This window comes from Qipengyuania algicola (assembly GCF_042492175.1).
Taxonomy (GTDB): Bacteria; Pseudomonadota; Alphaproteobacteria; order Sphingomonadales; family Sphingomonadaceae; genus CAJXSN01.
Map to the genome: position 1 here is coordinate 2,096,872 of NZ_CP170453.1, position 16,446 is coordinate 2,113,317.

Consider the following 16,446-nt stretch of genomic DNA (forward strand, 5'->3'; position numbering starts at 1 on the left):
CTAAGCGGCTGCGCCGCCGCTCCGAGGGGGCGCGGCAGTAGCCGCGACGCGCGGTCGCGCTTTGCGGTCCGTCTTGGCGGACCGTTAGAATGTCCAACTTCCCCCAATTTCTCGTCATTGCGAGCGAAGCGAAGCAATCCAGAGTCGCGGGCGCCAACCCTGGATTGCAGCGTCGCCTGCGGCTCCTCGCAATGACGAAATAGAGGTCAGGATATGGTCGGGACTGGGTGGACCAGTGTGGCCGCTCAACTGCCTAGATCACTTGCCAATAACCTCGCACGCATAAACCAGCCGCTCGTTCGGGCTGTCGGGCAGTTTGCTCAGTACCGCGCCTTGCAGATCGCCCAGCTTCGATGCGGCATCGTCACTTTCGCACGAAGGCGGGGTGTAGGCGCCTCTGGCTTCCCGCGCCGCGCTCATGGCGGTGCGTCCCAGAAGGTAGCGATCGACCGTGTAGGTCCGGCTGTCGGGCGCGTAGCGGTTGATCGAGACAACCGCTTCCTCGTTGGGCACGAATACACGGCTCCAGTCTCCTGCTGCAGAGCCATATTGCGTGCGGCCATTGACGCAGCCATCGGGCGTCCACTCGAAATCGACCGTCTGGGCTGGGTCGCCGGTAATCCGGCTGCGTTCGGGTTGCAGGCGACAGGATAGGGTCAACGTGCCTGCCATTTCCGCTTCGCCAGCCGCGCCGTCTTCCTCCGGCTCCGCCATCACAGCAGCCACCCGCCGGTCTATTGCATCGAGCCCGGGGCGCGTCAGGAACAGCGCCACCGCGCCCAGCGCCAGCGCCACCGATGCCACCGCCAGCGCAATCATCACGCCGTCGCGGGCAGGGGGCGCGTAGACATCCTCCTCGCCCTCCAGATCCTCTGGCTCGTCGTCGGCCTGATCCCGCGACCAGCGTTGCCAGGCGATAAAGGCGCAGACCAGCGCGGCCAGCAGTGCGACCAGCGCCAGCGCCATGCGGTTCTCTCGCTCGGCCTGCACCGATTGCTCTGCCTCCAATTGCGCGCGGGCCAGCTTCTCGCGCTGGGCTTCGCTGCGGCCTGCCAGTTCGGCTTGCGCTGCGGCCTGCTCGCGCTCCAGCCGCTCGCGTTCGTCGGCATCCAGCTCGGCCAGACTGCGGCACGGACCGGCATTGACGCGCGGAGTGATGTCGGCGGCTTCCAGAAACGGCAGCAGTTCGCGGTTCGACACGGCGAAATAGAACTCCGCATCCGCGCCTTCGCTGTCCGCGCCAAAGCTGTTGACGCCCAGCACGCGTCCGCATCCGTCCAGCAACGGCCCGCCCGAATTGCCCCGCGCAATGGGCGCTGTGTGCAGCAGCGTGTCGAACTCGCGGCTGGGGCGCTCGCCGGACAGGAACCCCCGGCTCTTCACCGCAGGCTGGCTGCGGATGATGTCGCCGATTTCCAGACCCTGCGCCCGGTCGACATTCATCGGATAGCCGACAGCGGTCGCTTCGCCGCCGCTGGGGCGTTGTCCAGCCAGCGTGAGCGGCGGCAGGCGCAGATCGCCGGTAATCTCGATCAGCGCCAGATCGGCGCGCGGGCTGAATTGCACCAGCCGGGCATAAGTGCTCTCCGCCCCGTCGCCGGGCACGATCCCGATCCGCAGGCGGTCGTCCGACCGGGCCTGCATCACGACATGGGCGTTGGTGACGATTTGCGTGGGGCTGACGGCAAAGCCAGTGCCGTGGCTGATGGGGCGGGGCGCGGGCGGCTCGGCGGCGCTCCCCTCGTCGCCATCTTCCAGTCCGAAATCCATTAGAGCGGGCGTCGCAGGCTCCAGGATCACCACCCGCACTACGCCGCGCGCGGCCGCGTCGATATCCGCGGGCTCCGCGTGGGCGGGGGGCGCGAACGTCAGGGCCGCGAGCAGGGCCAATAATAGGGACGGGAGCAGGAGGAGAGCGCGCATCATGGCGCATTCTTTGCCGCGCGCGGGGTTTGACCGCAAGGTTCGGGATGCGGCACGGCGTGGGAAAGGCTATCGCACCCTGCATGGACACAGTGACCTCTCTCGATGCCGAACGCTGGGACGCCGTGATGCGGCGCGACCGCAGCCATGACGGGCGGTTCGTCACCGGCGTGCTGACCACCGGCATTTACTGCCGCCCCAGCTGCGCCGCGCGGCATCCTGCGCGGCGGAATGTCCGCTTTTTCACCAGCGGAGTGGAGGCTCGCGCGGCGGGCCTGCGGCCTTGCAAACGATGCCTGCCCGACGATGTGTCGCGGGACGAGGCAGCGGTTCTGACGGCGATCAGCGCGATCAAGGCAAGCGAGGGCCGCCCGACACTGGAGGAGCTGGCCGATCTCACCGCGTATTCCCCCAGCCATTTCCAGCGCGTGTTCAAACGCGCCACTGGGCTGTCCCCGGCGGCCTATTCACGGGCCTTGCGCGAGGAGCGGGCGAAGGATGCGCTGGGGCAGGCCGACCGGGTCAGCGACGCAATCTACGATGCAGGCTATGAAGCGCCGAGCCGGTTTTACGCGGCGATGGAGGACAAGATGGGTATGACCGCAAGCGACTGGAAGGACGGCGGGAAGGGCCGCACAATCCACTGGTCGGTGATCGAGACCAGCCTGGGCCCGATGCTGGTCGCGGCCACCGAAATCGGCGTGTGCTGCCTCAGCTTCAACGAAGGCGAGGAGGACTTGCGGGCGCGCTTCCCCAAGGCCGAATTACGCGATGGCGGCGAGGATTTCCGCGCCTTGTTCGAACAGGTGACAGCGGCGGTCGAACATCCCGACACAGGCGCAGACATTCCGCTGGACGTAAAGGGGACCGCATTCCAGCAGCGCTGCTGGCAGGCCTTGCGCGCCATTCCGCCGGGCGAAACGCGATCCTATGGACAGCAGGCCGCGATGCTCGGCAATCCCAAAGCCAGCCGCGCGGTGGGCAGCGCAAACGGCGCGAACAACATCGCCGTGCTAATCCCCTGCCACCGCGTGATTGCCGCCGATGGCGGACTGGGCGGCTATGCCTACGGGACGGATATCAAAAGCGAATTGTTGAAGCGGGAGAAGGCGACGTGAGCGAACCAACCAGCACCGAACTGGCGATAAAACTGTTCGGTGCCTTCGAAGCCGGGGACACGGAGGCGGCGCGCGAATGCTGCGCCGACAATTTCAAAGGCAACCAGAACGGAGGCCCATGGGCGGACCGCGATACGCTGCTGAAATTCTCCGCAGCCGTGAAGAAGGCTGTGCCGGACTTTCGCTACGAAGAAATCGCCCGGTCGGCGACAGAAACGGGCTTTGTAGAAGAACACGCGGTGCGCGGAACGTTGCCCGATGGATCAAAGCTCGACCTGATGCTGTGCGTCGTGGCCGAAGTGGCGGTCGGCAAGATCACCGTGATGCGCGAATATATGGACAGCCGAGTCGGCGCGAAGCTGTTTGCGGCGTTGGGTGGTTAGTGGGTGGAGGTGATCTGTCTGATGCCGGAAGGCCAAATCGGACTCTCAACACTGCCACTGGTTTGGCACCAAATGATTGAGTGAATTGCTCAAAATCGAAGGAAAATGACAACATGACCAGAGATGATTTCGCGGCGCATCACAGGGCAGCCGAACCCTTGGTGCTGTTCAACATATGGGATGCGGGAAGCGCCCGCGCAGTGGCCGAGGCGGGGGCGAAGGCGATCGCCACCGGTAGTCTTTCTCTCGCCGGAGCACAGGGTTTTGATGACGGTGAGCAAATGCCGTTCGACGCGCTATTGACGACAGTCCGGCAAATTGCAGGTGCAATCGATCTACCGCTGACGGTGGATATTGAAACCGGCTATGCCAGCGATCTGGAAGGACTCGTGCAGAACGCCGTCCAGCTGCGCGATGCAGGTGCCATTGGTTGCAATCTCGAAGATCGAGTTATCGGCACCGAGGAACTGCGTGAGGTTTCTGAACAATGCGACCGAATCCGTGCCGTGTCTGATGCAGGCCTTTTCGTGAATGCGCGCACCGATCTGTTCCTTGGGCCGCTGATGGCAGGACAGGACCCAAATCGCGAGGAACTTGTCGAGGAGGCCATCGAGCGAGCTGCACACTATAAGGATGCAGGAGCAGGCGGCTTGTTTGTACCGGGCCTGAGCGATCCTGATTTGATACGCAGCCTCTGCGATGCGGTGGACTTGCCGGTGAACATAATGCGGCTGGACGGGATGGCCAGCAATGCTGCTTTGGGTGCGCTGGGCGTGGCGCGGATCAGCCATGGTCCCGGCCCATGGCGGGCTGCGATGCAGATGCTGACAGATGAAGCGCGAACGCACTTGGAGGCTTAGCTTTTTTCCCGCGCCCATCCGTCCTGCGCCGGCTCCAGCCCGTCGAGAAACGCCTCGGCACTTTCCAGATATTCCGCCTGCCGGTCTTCGCCCATGCGGTCCCAGTTCGAGTAGATCCGCCCGATGCGGGGGTTTTTCTCCAGTCGGTCGCGGTGGCGGTCCATGAAGTGCCAGTAGAGGGCGTTGAAAGGGCACGCCCCTTCGCCGGTTTTCTTCGACACCGAGTATTTGCAGCCCGAGCAGTAATTGCTCATTTTGTTGATGTAGTTTCCGCTCGCGGCGTAGGGCTTGGTCGCCAGTTTCCCGCCATCGGCATAGAGCACCATTGCCGCGACATTGGGCAGTTCGACCCATTCATAGGCGTCGGCATAGACCGCCAGATACCAGTCCTGCACCGGTTTGGGCTCGATCCCGGCAATCAGTGCGAAATTGCCCAGCACCATCAGCCGCTGGATGTGGTGGGCGTGGGCGTTGTCATGCGTGGAGCGAATTGAATCGGACAGGCAGCGCATGTCGGTCTCGCCGGTCCAGTAAAATTCGGGCAGGGGGCGGGTCGCCTCCAGCGCGTTGTCCTCCGCCAGCCCCGGCATGAAGCGCCAGTAAAACCCGCGCACATATTCGCGCCAGCCGATCAGCTGCCGGATGAAGCCCTCGACCGAGTTAATGGGGGCCTTGCCGTCTTTGTGCGATTGCTCGGCCCGCTCGCACAGTTCCAGCGGATCGAGCAGGCCAAGATTGATGCTGGTCGAGAGCATGGAGTGAAAGAGGTCATCCGACCCGTGGACCATCGCGTCCTGGTAGGGGCCGAATTTTTCGATCCGCTCGGCAAAGAAGGCATCAGCGGCTTTCTCCGCCTGTTCGCGCGTCACCGGCCAGCCGAAATTGTCGATGCTGCCGAAATGGTCGGAGAATTTCTCCTCCACCAGTGCGATGCATTCCTGCGTGATATCGTCGGGTTCGAACAGCGGGCGGGGCGGGACGTCGAGCCCTTCCTTGGGCGGCTTGCGGTTCTCGCTGTCGTAATTCCAGTCGCCACCTTCCGGCTTCCCGTCATCCGTCATCAGCAGGCCGGTCTTCTTGCGCATTTCGCGGTAGAAGTTCTCCATCCGCAAGGTCTTGCGGCCCTCCGCCCACTCGTTGAATTCGCTGAGTGCGCAGACGAAACGGTCGTCATCGAGGATCTCGACATCGCAGTCGAATTTGTCCGGCCATTCCTCGATGGCCTGCTGCACCCGCCATTCGCCCGCTTCGGTCACGTGGATGGCGCGTGGGCTATGGCGTTCCACCGCGCGGGCGACTTCGCCGGTGAAGCTGCCGGCGTTGTCGTCGTCCGTCAGCTTCACATAGTCGACGCTCCACCCGGCGTCCTCCAGCTCGGCGGCAAAGTGGCGCATGGCGGAGAAGATCAGCACGATCTTTTGCTTGTGGTGTTTGACGTAGGTTGCCTCGTCCCAGACCTCCATCATCAGGATGATCGTGTCGTCCTTGGTCCGCCCGCGAAGGCTGGGGAGGGTACGGGTCAGTTGGTCGCCAAGTATAGGGACGAGGATCGGGCTTTCATTCATGGAGCCCCAACGCATGAGGGGCGCAGCCGGTGCCGCGCCCCTCTCAATTTACCGGCGGTGAGGTTCGCTCAGGCTTCGGGAAAGCGCGCCTCGCACTGGGTCAGATAGGCCTGAGGGCGGCCTTGCTTGAGTGCAACGACAAGCTGGTCTTCCATCATCGTTTCGACCGTTTCCTCGCTCGCAGCGATGATTTCGGGCTGTGTATCCAAATCGGTGGCGAGCCGGTCGGCGAGGGCCGAATAGCGGGCCGCCTGCGTGTCATGATCCTCGCTGCCGCCTTCGACTTCGGCTCCGGCCAGCGCACCCACGGCAGTGCAGGCGAGCTTCGCATCGAGATCGCCTTCGGGCAGGGCGGGCTTCCCGCCCTCCGCAAAGCCGAACCGCGCATCGCACAGCGCCACCGCGCCTTCATAATCGAGCCCGCCGACCCGCTCCAGCTCAGCCTCGATACCCTCCAGCGCCTTCTCCGCATTGACCAGGTCGAACGGTTCGGTCAGCGCGGCTGCGGCGTAGGGATATTCCAGCGTTTCCATATATTCGTCGAAGGTGATCGGGTCGTCCTCGCCCTTGCCCTCGCGCATCACCAGAGCCTTGGCCGCGAAGCAGGTCTTGGCTGCCTCGATAGCATCTTCGGCCAGCACGACAGGTTCTGCCGAACAGCCCGGTAAGACGAGCGCCAGCGCGGTGAGTGGTAGAAGCGCGCGATAACGCGTTGGATCAATTGGCATTGCTGAAATTCCCCCGAATATGTCGTTCTGCCAGCGATGCTAGCGAAACGACCCATAGGGGCAAGTGACAAAGCCTGTTAGGACGATCAAGTCAGGTTCGGCTCCATGCCCGGCTCGCACTTCGCCCACATGCGCTGGTACGCCGGACGCTCGCTGATCCGCTTGAGATAAGCCTTGGTGTTGGGCACATCGTCCAGCGTTGTCTCGCGCATCATGCGGGCGGTGGTCAGGCAATATACCATCATGATATCCGCCAGCGTCAGCTGCGATCCGCCAAAGAACTCCGCTTCGCCAAGACGCTGCTCGACCTGTGACCACGCCTTCGCTGTGCGGTCAGCCACGAAGCCGCCGGGCATCGGGTTCTGAGGATCGGCCATGGACAGCATCAGCTGCATCATGCCGTTCGTCATGAAAGTGCCGTTGGTGTAATGGAACCAGAACAAATGGTCGGCAAAGTCGGGATTATCAGGGCGCGGGCAGTGCTTTTCCGCACCATATTTGCGGTCGATATATTCGCAAATCGCGCCGCTCTCCGCCAATGTCAGATCGCCGTCTTGGATCACCGGAGCCATGCCGGCAGGGTGCAGCGCCTTCAGCTCGTCGGGCGCGAGGCGGTTGTCGGCCCGGCGGTCATAGCGCTTGAACTCATAATCGATCCCAAGCTCCTCACACAGCCAGACGACGCGTTCGGATTGGGAGATACCGAGATGGTGAACGGTCAGGGTCATGGGATTTCCTTTTAGACGAAACTGTAGGGGTCGATGTCGACGCTTACGCGCACGCCGCGCGGGAAGTCCAGCGGGCCGAGCCAGTCGCGGATTGCTGCTTGCAGATTGGCGGACCGGCGGGCGGTGATGAGCAGGCGGTAGCGGTAGCGGCCCCGCAGCAGTGCCATGGGGGCGGGCGCGGGGCCGAGGATGGAAATGTCAGGCAGTTTGGGCCGGCGGTCGCCGATCATGCGGGCGGCATCACGGGCTTCGATTTCTTCCTCGCTCGACACGATAATAGCGGCCCAGCGGCCAAAGGGCGGGGCCCCTGCATGGCGGCGGGCATCGGTTTCGGCGGCGTAGAATGCGTCGCGGTCGCCAGCCTCCAGCGCGGCTATAACCGGCGCATCGGGGTGGCGGGTCTGGATGATAACCTCGCCCGGCTTCGCCCCGCGTCCGGCACGGCCCGCAACTTGTGCGACTTGCTGATAGGTTCGCTCGGCGGCTCGCAGATCGCCGCCCTCCAGTCCGAGATCGGCATCGACCACGCCCACTAATGTCAGTTCGGGAAAGTGGAAGCCCTTGGTCACCAATTGCGTGCCGACAATGATGTCGATTGCGCCGCCCTCCGCCTGCGCGACGAATTCTGCTGCGCGTTCGGGGCTGCCCAGTGTGTCGCTGGTAACCAGAGCCACGCGCGCCTCGGGCAGCAACTCTTTCACCTCGTCCGCGATCCGCTCCACGCCCGGGCCGCAGGCGACCATGCAATCGGGCTCCCCGCAATCGGGGCAGGTTTCGGGCGGGGCGGTGTCGTGGCCGCAGTGGTGGCAGGCGAGGCGCTGGGTAAAACGGTGCTCGACCAGCCAAGCGCTGCAATTGGGGCATTGAAACCGGTATCCGCAATTGCGGCATAGCGTCAGCGGAGCATAGCCGCGCCTGTTGAGGAACAGCAGCGATTGTTCGCCCTTTTCCAGCCGGTCGGTCAGAAGCTCGGTGAGGCGCGGGGCGAGCCATTTGCCGCGCTCGGGCTGTTCTCTCGTCAGGTCGAGCAGCTGGATATCGGGCATTTGCGCGCCGCCGAAACGGCTGGGCAATTCCAGCTTCCGGTAGGTGCCGCTTTCGGCCATTTGCAGGCTTTCCAGCGCAGGCGTGGCGCTGGCCAGCACCACCGGGATTTTTTCGAAGTGCCCGCGCATCACCGCTACATCGCGGGCGTTGTAGCGCACGCCGTCGTCTTGTTTGAAGCTGATCTCGTGCGCCTCGTCCACCACGATCAGGCCCAAATTGGCGTAGGGGAGGAACAGGGCGGAGCGCGCGCCCACCACCACTTGCGCCTCGCCCGATCCGATGGCCCGCCAGGCTCGCCGCCGCTCGGTGGATTTGAGGCTGGAGTGCCACACGATCGGAGCAGCCCCAAAGCGGTCCTCGAACCGGCGGAGAAACGCCTCGGTCAGGGCGATCTCCGGCAGCAGGACCAGCACTTGCCGGTCCATGCGCAGGGCGGCGGCCATCGGCTCGAAATAGGTTTCGGTCTTGCCCGATCCGGTCACCCCGTCGAGCAGGATGGGCGCAAATTCCTGTGCCTCCACCGCCTTGACCAGTTCGTCTGCCACTTCGGTCTGGTCGGCGGAGAGGATCGGTTCGGCATGGTCGGCCTGCGCGCGCGGGTAGGGACGGTCGATATCCACCACCACCGGCTCCAGCACGCCCTGATTGACGAGGCCGCGCAAAACCCCGTCGCTCACACCCGCCATCTCGGCCAGTTCGCGGATAGTGGCCTGCTCGCCCTCCAGCCGTTCCATCGCGCGTTCGCGCTGCGGAGTCATCCGTTCGGGCATTCCGCCGGTCAGCCGGTATTCGGTCATGGTGGCCGGCCCGCGTATCGCCCCGCCGCTGGACAGCACCATGCGCGCCACCGCGCTCATCGGGGCGCAGTAATAATCGGCGGTCCACTCGATCAGGCGGCGCAGTTCTGTGCGCAGAGGCGGCACCGGCACAACCTCCAGCAGCGGCCGCAATTTCGCATCCGGAACCGGCTCGGACGGCAGCCGTTCCGCTTCCCATACAATGCCGACAATCTGGCGCGGGCCAAGCGGGGCGACCACGACCGATCCGGGCACCACAGACATCCCTTCCGGCACGCGGTAATCCAGCGTATTAAGCGCGGCGTTGAAGACGAGGAGGCGGGCGCGGTTCATGCGCTTGCCATATGAGGGCCGCCATACCGGCGGGGCAAGGCAGGGAGCCGCAATAATGACCGAACTTCTGATCAAACAGACCAATCGGCGCACCTTTCTGGGCGGTGTTGGCGTGGCATCGGGTGCAGTCCTGCTGCCGGGCTGCGCCAGCGGGCTGGGCGGTTTCGGCCTGACCGATGCGATCCGGCGCATCCTGCTGCTCTCGAGCGAGAATGCCTTTGCCCGGCTGACTGCCGATGGCGGCTATTGGGACCAGCAGGTTGCGACGCTTGGCCTCGGCAGCTTTGCCGGGATTGGCGGCGGCGGGCTGGCCAGCATCCTCACCTCGGCGCTGTTCAAATCCCGGCTGGAGCGCGAATTTGCAGGCTTCGCCGTGGGTGCAAGCGAGCGGGCCGCACCGCTGGTGGCCGATGCCGTGCGCACGGTCGGCATCGCAGGCGCTGCGGCTCTGGTGCAGGGCGGGCCAACGGCGGCCACATCGTTTCTTCGCGGGGAACTGGGCAATACACTGATCGACGCGATGGTCCCGCAATTGGGCCAAGCCATGCGTGTCGCGCAGGAACCGCTGGTGGCGCAGGCGATCAATGCGGTGTCCGGTGTGGATGTGGCGGGGGTCGCCAGCCGCGTCGGCACCAGTGTCAACAATGCGATCTGGACCGAAATCGGCCGCGAGGAATCCGCTATCCGTGCCAACCCGCGCTCGACCAACGATCCCCTTTTGATCGGTGTGTTCGGTCTTGGCGCGCGCCTCTAGGGGGCCGTTCCTCTTTTTGACCATCTAGCCCGCGCCCATGCGCGCCGCTAAGGCAGTCACAGAATCGCCAACCGGAGCTTGAGCCCACATGAAATTCTTCGCCGACACCGCCGAAATCGACGCCATTCGCGAGCTGGAGGAGACCGGCCTGCTGGACGGGGTGACGACCAATCCGTCGCTGATCCACAAGTCGGGCCGCGATTTCATCGAGGTGACGAAGGAAATCTGCGGAATCACCGACGGCCCGGTCAGCGCGGAAGTCGTCGCGCTCGATCATGCGACCATGATGAAGGAAGCCGACAAGCTGCGCGCCATTGCCGACAATGTCTGCATCAAGGTGCCACTGACGATTGACGGGCTGAAGACCTGCAACGCGCTCACCCGCGACGGGACGATGGTCAATGTCACGCTGTGCTTCAGTGCCAATCAGGCCCTGCTCGCGGCGAAGGCGGGGGCGACCTTCATCTCGCCTTTCGTCGGCCGTCATGACGACAATGGCACCAACGGCATGGATCTGATCCGCGACATTCGCCAGATCTATGACAATTACGCCTTCGAGACGGAAATCCTCGTCGCCAGCGTGCGCCACGTCGGCCATGTGCTCGACAGCGCGATGATCGGGGCGGATGTGATGACCGCGCCGCCCAAGGTGATCATGGCGCTCGCCAATCATGTGCTGACCGACAAGGGCATCGAAGGCTTCCTGAAGGATTGGGAAGCGACGGGGCAGAGCATCCTTTAAACCGCGCATGTCGGAAGAAACCCCCCTTGACCAGTTCAAACGCGCCCTGACCGGCGGCGCGCGGGCAATTGCGCGCGAACCGGAAGTTGAAGTCGCGTGGAGCGCCGACAGCCCGTCTTCTGCCGGTGCCAATTTCCGTGTGCCGCTGCCGGGCCGCTCGCTGCCCGCCGAACAGGCCACCGAGGCACGCGGCTTTGCCGACAGTTTCGCGCTGAAACTGCGCCATCACAACGAAGCGCTTCACCAGCGGCAGGCTCCCGCCGAGCCTATCGCCCGCGCGGTGTATGATGCGGTGGAGCAGGTGCGGTACGAGGCGCTGGGCTCCAATCGTTTCAACGGGATAGCCGCCAATCTTGATGCAGCTGTGGAGCTGCGCACCGCGTCCGATCCCATCGCCCGCGCCCAGAGCGAGGCAGAAGTTCCGCTGCAAACCGCCGTATCACTGATGCTGCGCGAGGCGCTGACCGGGCAGGCTGTGCCGGACCGCGCGCAGGCCGGTGTGGCCATGGTCCGCGAATTTATTGAGGAACGCGTTGGCGAGGATTTCGCCGGCCTGTCCGATATTCTCGGCGACCAGAAAGCTTTTCAATCGCTTGCTCTCGACATGCTCGAACATCTCGAGCTGACCCGCCCTCAAGATGCGCCCGAAGACACCGACGATGATGACGGTGACGAGGAGGGCGAGGAAGAGGACGAAGGCGACGACGAGGAAAGCGGCGGCGAGGACCAGCCCAATCCGGCGGAAATGGCCGGCGACATGGAAGAGGGCGAAGACAGCGGCGAAGGCGAAGCCGAAATGTCCGGCGACGAGGACATGCAGGACGGCGAGCTGGGCGACGAGGGCGAGGAGGGCATGCAGCCCGTCCGCCCGAACCGCCCGTGGACCGATATCCCCGACAGCTTCGATTACACCGCCTACACCACCAAATATGACGAGGTGATCGAAGCGCCCGAGCTGTGCGACAGCGAGGAGCTGGACCGCCTGCGCGCCTATCTCGACAGCCAGCTGACCGGCCTGCAATCGGTGGTGACGAAGCTCGCCAACCGGCTCCAGCGCCGCCTGATGGCGCAGCAAAACCGCAGCTGGGATTTCGATCAGGAAGAAGGCCTGCTGGATGCAGCGCGCCTTGCCCGTGTCGTCATCAGCCCGGGCCAGTCGCTCAGCTACAAGACGGAGCGCGATACCGAATTCAAGGACACGGTCGTCACACTGCTGATCGACAATTCGGGTTCGATGCGTGGGCGGCCGATCTCCATTGCGGCGATTAGCGCGGATATCATGGCGCGCACGCTGGAACGCTGCGGCGTGAAGACCGAGATCCTCGGTTTCACCACCCGCGCGTGGAAGGGCGGCCAATCGCGCGAGGCGTGGCTGGCCGATGGCAAACCGCAAAATCCCGGCCGCCTCAATGATTTGCGCCACATCCTTTACAAAAAGGCCGACGAGCCATGGCGCCGCGCGCGCCGCAATCTGGGCCTGATGATGCGCGAGGGGCTGCTGAAGGAAAACATCGACGGCGAGGCGCTGCTCTGGGCGCATGACCGCCTGATCACCCGCCCCGAAGACCGCCGCATCCTGATGGTGATCAGCGACGGCGCGCCGGTCGACGACAGCACACTGAGCGTCAACAGCGCCGGCTATCTGGAATCGCACCTGCGCAAGGTCATCGAATGGATCGAGAAGCAGTCACCCGTGCAACTGGCGGCCATCGGCATCGGCCATGATGTGACGCGCTATTACAGGCGCTCGGTGACGATCATGGATGTCGAGCAGCTGGGCGGGACGATCATCGAGCAACTGGCGGATTTATTCGAGGTGGACTGATTGACGATGGGCCGAACCGAAATCCTCATGTCCATATCTGCCGCACTGACTCTTTTTGCGATTCCAGCAGGCTGGTTTCAATTTTGGCCGATATTCATCCTCATTGTTTTCATTTCGATCGCCGTCGGCTGGGATGAAACGCAGATTTGTCGCCAGCGAGCGGACGACCTGCGTATCCCTGAGGGTGAACGTCATCACGTGTCTTTTTTCAACAATACGATCAGATATCTTTTGAGCAGCTTGATCTGGGGGGTAGCAGCCTATGGATTTGGGAGAATAATCTTTGGTTTATTCAATTGAGTCGGCCACTTGCGGCTTTGAATTCCCAGGCGTTTATTGATTCATCCTTCTCAAATTTTGAAGATCGGCGATTTTAGCCGTGCTTGTAGTTCTGTGCGCTAGCTCCGCTTCCTCTGCTTTGAAAACATCACGAGGCTTGCTAGTGTGGCGAGGATGAACGTCACCGAAGCTGTCACCACCCGCCGCTCTGTGCGGGCCTTTACCGACCAGCCGGTCGAGCTCGACACCATCCGCCAGGTCATGGACATCGCGCGGTGGGCGGCTTCGGGGTGCAATTACCAGCCGTGGGAGGCGTCGATCCTGACCGGTCAGCCGCTCAAGGATTTGCAGGCGAAGATGCAGGCCGACGGGCCGCAACAGGCGGAATATGACTGGACGGCGCCGGGGCAGGAAGAGGCCTACAAGAAGCGGCTCGATGCGGTGTCGAAGGGCATGTTCGGCGCGATGAGCATTGCGCGGGAGGACAAGGCGGGGCGCATGGCGGCGATGGGCCGCAATGTCACCAGCTTCGATGCGCCCGCACTGCTGCTGTGCTATTTCCCGCGGCTGATGAAGGAGGCGCAGTGGTCGGACACCGGCATGTGGCTCCAGACCATCGCCCTGTTGCTGCGCGAGGAAGGGCTCGACAGCTGCTTCCAGGAATTCATGGGGCTCTACCCCAACACGATCCGCGACTTCCTCGGCCTCGACCATGACCGCTATATGGTCTTCTGCGGCATGGCCATCGGCTACCGCGACGCAGATGCGCCGCTCAACACCTTCGAGCGCGAGCGTGTGCCGCTGGACGAGCAGGTCAAGTTTCTCGGCTGGGAATAATGCGCCGATAGGGCGGGGAGGGGTGGCCATCGCACCCCTCCCGCGCACACATCGGTGCTAGTCGGCGCAGACGACCAGATAGTCGCCTTCCCAACAGGCCTTGTCGAACTCGAGACGCTCGGCCGGGACCCAGGATGAGCGACTGCCATCCTTGTTCAGCGTGCGCATCTGCGCCTGACCGCCGGACGAGAGCGCAAGAGAGGCCTGCGTCATATCCCCGATGAAGGTCTCGCCGTTCTTGCGCCTGACCGTGAATGATCCACCGCCTTCGGCCTTGAACTGGCACGGCCCGTCGTAACCGATATCGCCTTCCGAGATCGAGCAGTTCACGTCGCGCCATTTGGCGGCTTCTGCGGCGGCGAGCTTCTCCTCGGCAGCCTTTTTCGCTGCGGCTTCGGTCGCGGCCTTTTCCTCGTCGGCCTTCTTCGCGGCGGCTGCAGCGTCTTCTTCGGCTTTGGCTTCGGCTTCCAGATCGGCCTTTACCTGCTTGGTAATCTCGGCCTTCATCGCCTCTTCGTCTGCTTCTTCCGAGCCGCCTCCGCAGGCCGCCAGTCCTAGTGTGAGACCGGCTGCAAGTGCCAGACGTGTTTGCATTTTCATCAATGTTCCCCCTTCCGGTGCGACCCGAATCGCGGGCCACTATGCCCAAACGCAATTGCTTTGGCACGTTGCTTGTTTTGCATGCATGTTTCATGGCCCGCAGCATGACGACGCGACCACTAAAACTCTTCAATTCGCTCACCCGCAGTCTGGAGGAATTCCAGCCGATCCATGACGGGGAGGCGCGCGTCTATACCTGCGGTCCGACGGTCTATAATTACCAGCATGTCGGCAATATGCGGGCCTATATCTTCGCCGATACGCTGGGCCGCACGCTGAGCTGGGCGGGGTATGAGCTGTCCCACGTCATCAACATCACCGATGTCGGCCACCTGACCAGCGATGCCGACGCGGGCGATGACAAAATGGAGAAGGCCGCCGCCAGTGCAGGCAAGAGCGCATGGGATATTGCCCGCCATTACCAGCAGGTGTTCGAGGACGATCTGGCGCGGCTGAATGTGCGCCCGGTGCAGCATCCGCGCGCGACCGACTATGTCAAAGCGATGATCGAGTGGGGCCAGGGAATCGAGGAGAAGCATTGCTACCGCTTGGACAGCGGGCTCTATTTCGATGTCTCGACCGTGCATGAATATGGGCGGCTGGCGCGCGCTGTTACGGAGGATGGTGAGGCGCGGATCGAGACGGTCGAGGGCAAGCGCAACGCCGCCGACTTCGCGATCTGGCGCACCACGCCTCCGGGCGAGGACCGGCAGATGGAATGGGACTCGCCTTGGGGCAAGGGCGCGCCCGGCTGGCATATCGAATGCAGCGTGATGAGCGCCGAATTGCTCGGCCATCCGTTCGACATTCACACCGGCGGGATCGACCACCGCGAGATTCATCACCCCAACGAGATCGCGCAGAACCAGGCGCATAATTGCTCCGAGAAATCGGGCGCAAACATCTGGATGCACAACAATTTCCTCGTCGACCGGCGCGGAAAGATGTCCAAGTCCACCGGCGACTTCTTGATCCTGCAAACGCTGGTTGATCGCGGCTACCACCCGCTCGCCTACCGGATGTTGTGCCTGCAGGCGCATTACCGCAGCGAGTTGGAGTTTACGTGGGAAGGGCTGGGCGCGGCGCTGACCCGGTTGAAGCGTCTGGTGATGGCGGCAGAGAGATTGCCGCAAGAGCCTGGCGGCGACGCGGGCCATCCCAAACTCGCCCCGGCCCGCGAAAAATTCGCTGCTGCGATGGCGGATGACCTGAACACCGCCGTCGCCCTGACGGCATTGGAAGATGTGCTGTCGACGAAGAAGATCGACGCTGGAGCAAAGCGCACCGTGATGGAAGACATGGACGCCGTCCTTGGCCTGAAGCTCGATACGCTTTCGCGCCAGGACTTGCGCATCCGCCCCGCCATTGCGGAGCTCATCGAAGCGGAGATCGAAGCGGAAATCTTGCGCCGCAAGGAGGCCAAGGCGGCCAAGGACTTCGCGACGTCCGACGCCATCCGCGAGAGCCTCGCCGCGAAAGGCGTGGAGCTGATGGACGGCGACCCGCTGGGCTGGGACTGGAAGCTGGACGTTTGACCAATACAGGTTAGAGGATTACTCCAGTTGCATGATGCAACCTATCCTCTGGCTCGTCCTTGCCGCAGTTCATGCATTGCCAGCCTTGGCATTTTTCAGGCCGGCGAGCCTGACAACGCTTTACGGTATTAGCGCTGACAACCCGCTCTTCCTGTTGATGCAGCACCGCGCGGCGCTGTTCCTCGCAGTATTCGCGGCTTGCGTGTTTGCTGCTTTCGTGCCGGAGGGACGGCGGCTGGCAGTGATCGTGGTCGGTATCTCGATGCTGAGCTTCCTAATCCTGTATTTCTCCGCCGGGTCGCCCGCACCCTTGCGCAGGATCGCGCTGGTCGATCTCGCAGGCTTGCCGGTATTACTGGCAGTGGCATGGTCCGCATTCCGCGCCTAAGGAC

The 16,446-nt window shown here is 63.3% G+C and carries 16 protein-coding genes; 10 read left to right on the top strand and 6 right to left on the bottom strand.

All coding sequences use genetic code 11. The features are described from left to right. Positions 1–258: 258 nt before the first annotated feature. A complete protein-coding gene (locus ACFCW2_RS09915) occupies positions 259–1,926 on the bottom strand; it encodes a trypsin-like peptidase domain-containing protein (RefSeq protein ID WP_379546055.1) in 1,668 nt (555 codons plus the stop codon). Between the two features lie 80 nt (positions 1,927–2,006). On the opposite strand from ACFCW2_RS09915, the gene ada reads away from it, so the two are divergent. The 3 genes from ada (at position 2,007) to ACFCW2_RS09930 (ending at position 4,284) form a co-directional block, all read left to right on the top strand. Further along, the gene (gene ada / locus ACFCW2_RS09920) at positions 2,007–3,041 is read left to right on the top strand and encodes a bifunctional DNA-binding transcriptional regulator/O6-methylguanine-DNA methyltransferase Ada (protein ID WP_379546057.1); all 1,035 of its coding nucleotides are present in this window, start codon (positions 2,007–2,009) and stop codon (positions 3,039–3,041) included. After that, positions 3,038–3,424 (top strand): nuclear transport factor 2 family protein, encoded by a 387-nt coding sequence (locus ACFCW2_RS09925; protein WP_379546059.1) that lies wholly within the window; start codon positions 3,038–3,040, stop codon positions 3,422–3,424. The genes ada and ACFCW2_RS09925 overlap by 4 nt, the downstream gene beginning before the upstream one ends. Positions 3,425–3,537: 113 nt before the next feature. Next, positions 3,538–4,284 carry an isocitrate lyase/PEP mutase family protein gene (locus tag ACFCW2_RS09930; protein WP_379546061.1) on the top strand — a complete coding sequence of 249 codons (747 nt, stop codon included), beginning with the start codon at positions 3,538–3,540 and terminating at the stop codon, positions 4,282–4,284. Here the strand turns inward: ACFCW2_RS09930 and ACFCW2_RS09935 are convergent. From ACFCW2_RS09935 to ACFCW2_RS09950, 4 genes are all read right to left on the bottom strand, one after another. Continuing rightward, complete coding sequence (locus tag ACFCW2_RS09935; RefSeq protein ID WP_379546063.1) at positions 4,281–5,849, bottom strand: cryptochrome/photolyase family protein; 1,569 nt, start codon at positions 5,847–5,849, stop codon at positions 4,281–4,283. The genes ACFCW2_RS09930 and ACFCW2_RS09935 overlap by 4 nt on opposite strands. Before the next feature lie 68 nt (positions 5,850–5,917). Continuing rightward, complete coding sequence (locus tag ACFCW2_RS09940; protein WP_379546065.1) at positions 5,918–6,577, bottom strand: hypothetical protein; 660 nt, start codon at positions 6,575–6,577, stop codon at positions 5,918–5,920. Between the two features lie 86 nt (positions 6,578–6,663). Then, entirely contained in the window at positions 6,664–7,305 is a 642-nt protein-coding gene (locus ACFCW2_RS09945) for a glutathione S-transferase family protein (protein ID WP_379546067.1), read from the bottom strand. An 11-nt stretch (positions 7,306–7,316) separates the two neighbouring features. Further along, a complete protein-coding gene (locus ACFCW2_RS09950) occupies positions 7,317–9,482 on the bottom strand; it encodes a primosomal protein N' (protein WP_379546069.1) in 2,166 nt (721 codons plus the stop codon). A gap of 55 nt (positions 9,483–9,537) precedes the next feature. Between ACFCW2_RS09950 and ACFCW2_RS09955 the strand changes: the two genes are divergently transcribed. The 5 genes from ACFCW2_RS09955 to ACFCW2_RS09975 all read left to right on the top strand — a co-directional run bounded on the left by ACFCW2_RS09955 (position 9,538) and on the right by ACFCW2_RS09975 (position 13,919). After that, positions 9,538–10,236, top strand: coding sequence for a DUF4197 domain-containing protein (locus ACFCW2_RS09955; RefSeq protein ID WP_379546071.1), 699 nt, complete (start codon positions 9,538–9,540; stop codon positions 10,234–10,236). An 88-nt stretch (positions 10,237–10,324) separates the two neighbouring features. Next, positions 10,325–10,978, top strand: coding sequence for a fructose-6-phosphate aldolase (fsa, locus tag ACFCW2_RS09960; protein WP_379546073.1), 654 nt, complete (start codon positions 10,325–10,327; stop codon positions 10,976–10,978). Positions 10,979–10,985: 7 nt separating this feature from the next. Beyond that, on the top strand, positions 10,986–12,803 hold the full coding sequence (gene cobT / locus ACFCW2_RS09965; protein ID WP_379546075.1) for a cobaltochelatase subunit CobT: 1,818 nt from the start codon (positions 10,986–10,988) through the stop codon (positions 12,801–12,803). Positions 12,804–12,830: 27 nt separating this feature from the next. Continuing rightward, a complete protein-coding gene (locus ACFCW2_RS09970; protein ID WP_379546077.1) occupies positions 12,831–13,103 on the top strand; it encodes a hypothetical protein in 273 nt (90 codons plus the stop codon). Between the two features lie 153 nt (positions 13,104–13,256). Continuing rightward, positions 13,257–13,919, top strand: coding sequence for a nitroreductase (locus ACFCW2_RS09975; RefSeq protein WP_379546079.1), 663 nt, complete (start codon positions 13,257–13,259; stop codon positions 13,917–13,919). A gap of 57 nt (positions 13,920–13,976) precedes the next feature. Here the strand turns inward: ACFCW2_RS09975 and ACFCW2_RS09980 are convergent, their stop codons facing one another. Then, positions 13,977–14,519, bottom strand: a complete 543-nt coding sequence (locus ACFCW2_RS09980; protein WP_379546081.1) for a hypothetical protein — start codon at positions 14,517–14,519, stop codon at positions 13,977–13,979. 104 nt (positions 14,520–14,623) lie between these two features. Here ACFCW2_RS09980 and cysS point away from each other — a divergent pair, with 104 nt between their 5' ends. Beyond that, positions 14,624–16,054: a cysteine--tRNA ligase gene (gene cysS, locus ACFCW2_RS09985; protein WP_379546083.1), complete on the top strand. Its 1,431-nt coding sequence runs from the start codon at positions 14,624–14,626 to the stop codon at positions 16,052–16,054. Positions 16,055–16,085: 31 nt separating this feature from the next. After that, positions 16,086–16,442, top strand: coding sequence for a hypothetical protein (locus ACFCW2_RS09990; RefSeq protein WP_379546085.1), 357 nt, complete (start codon positions 16,086–16,088; stop codon positions 16,440–16,442). The last annotated feature ends 4 nt before the right edge of the window (positions 16,443–16,446 follow it).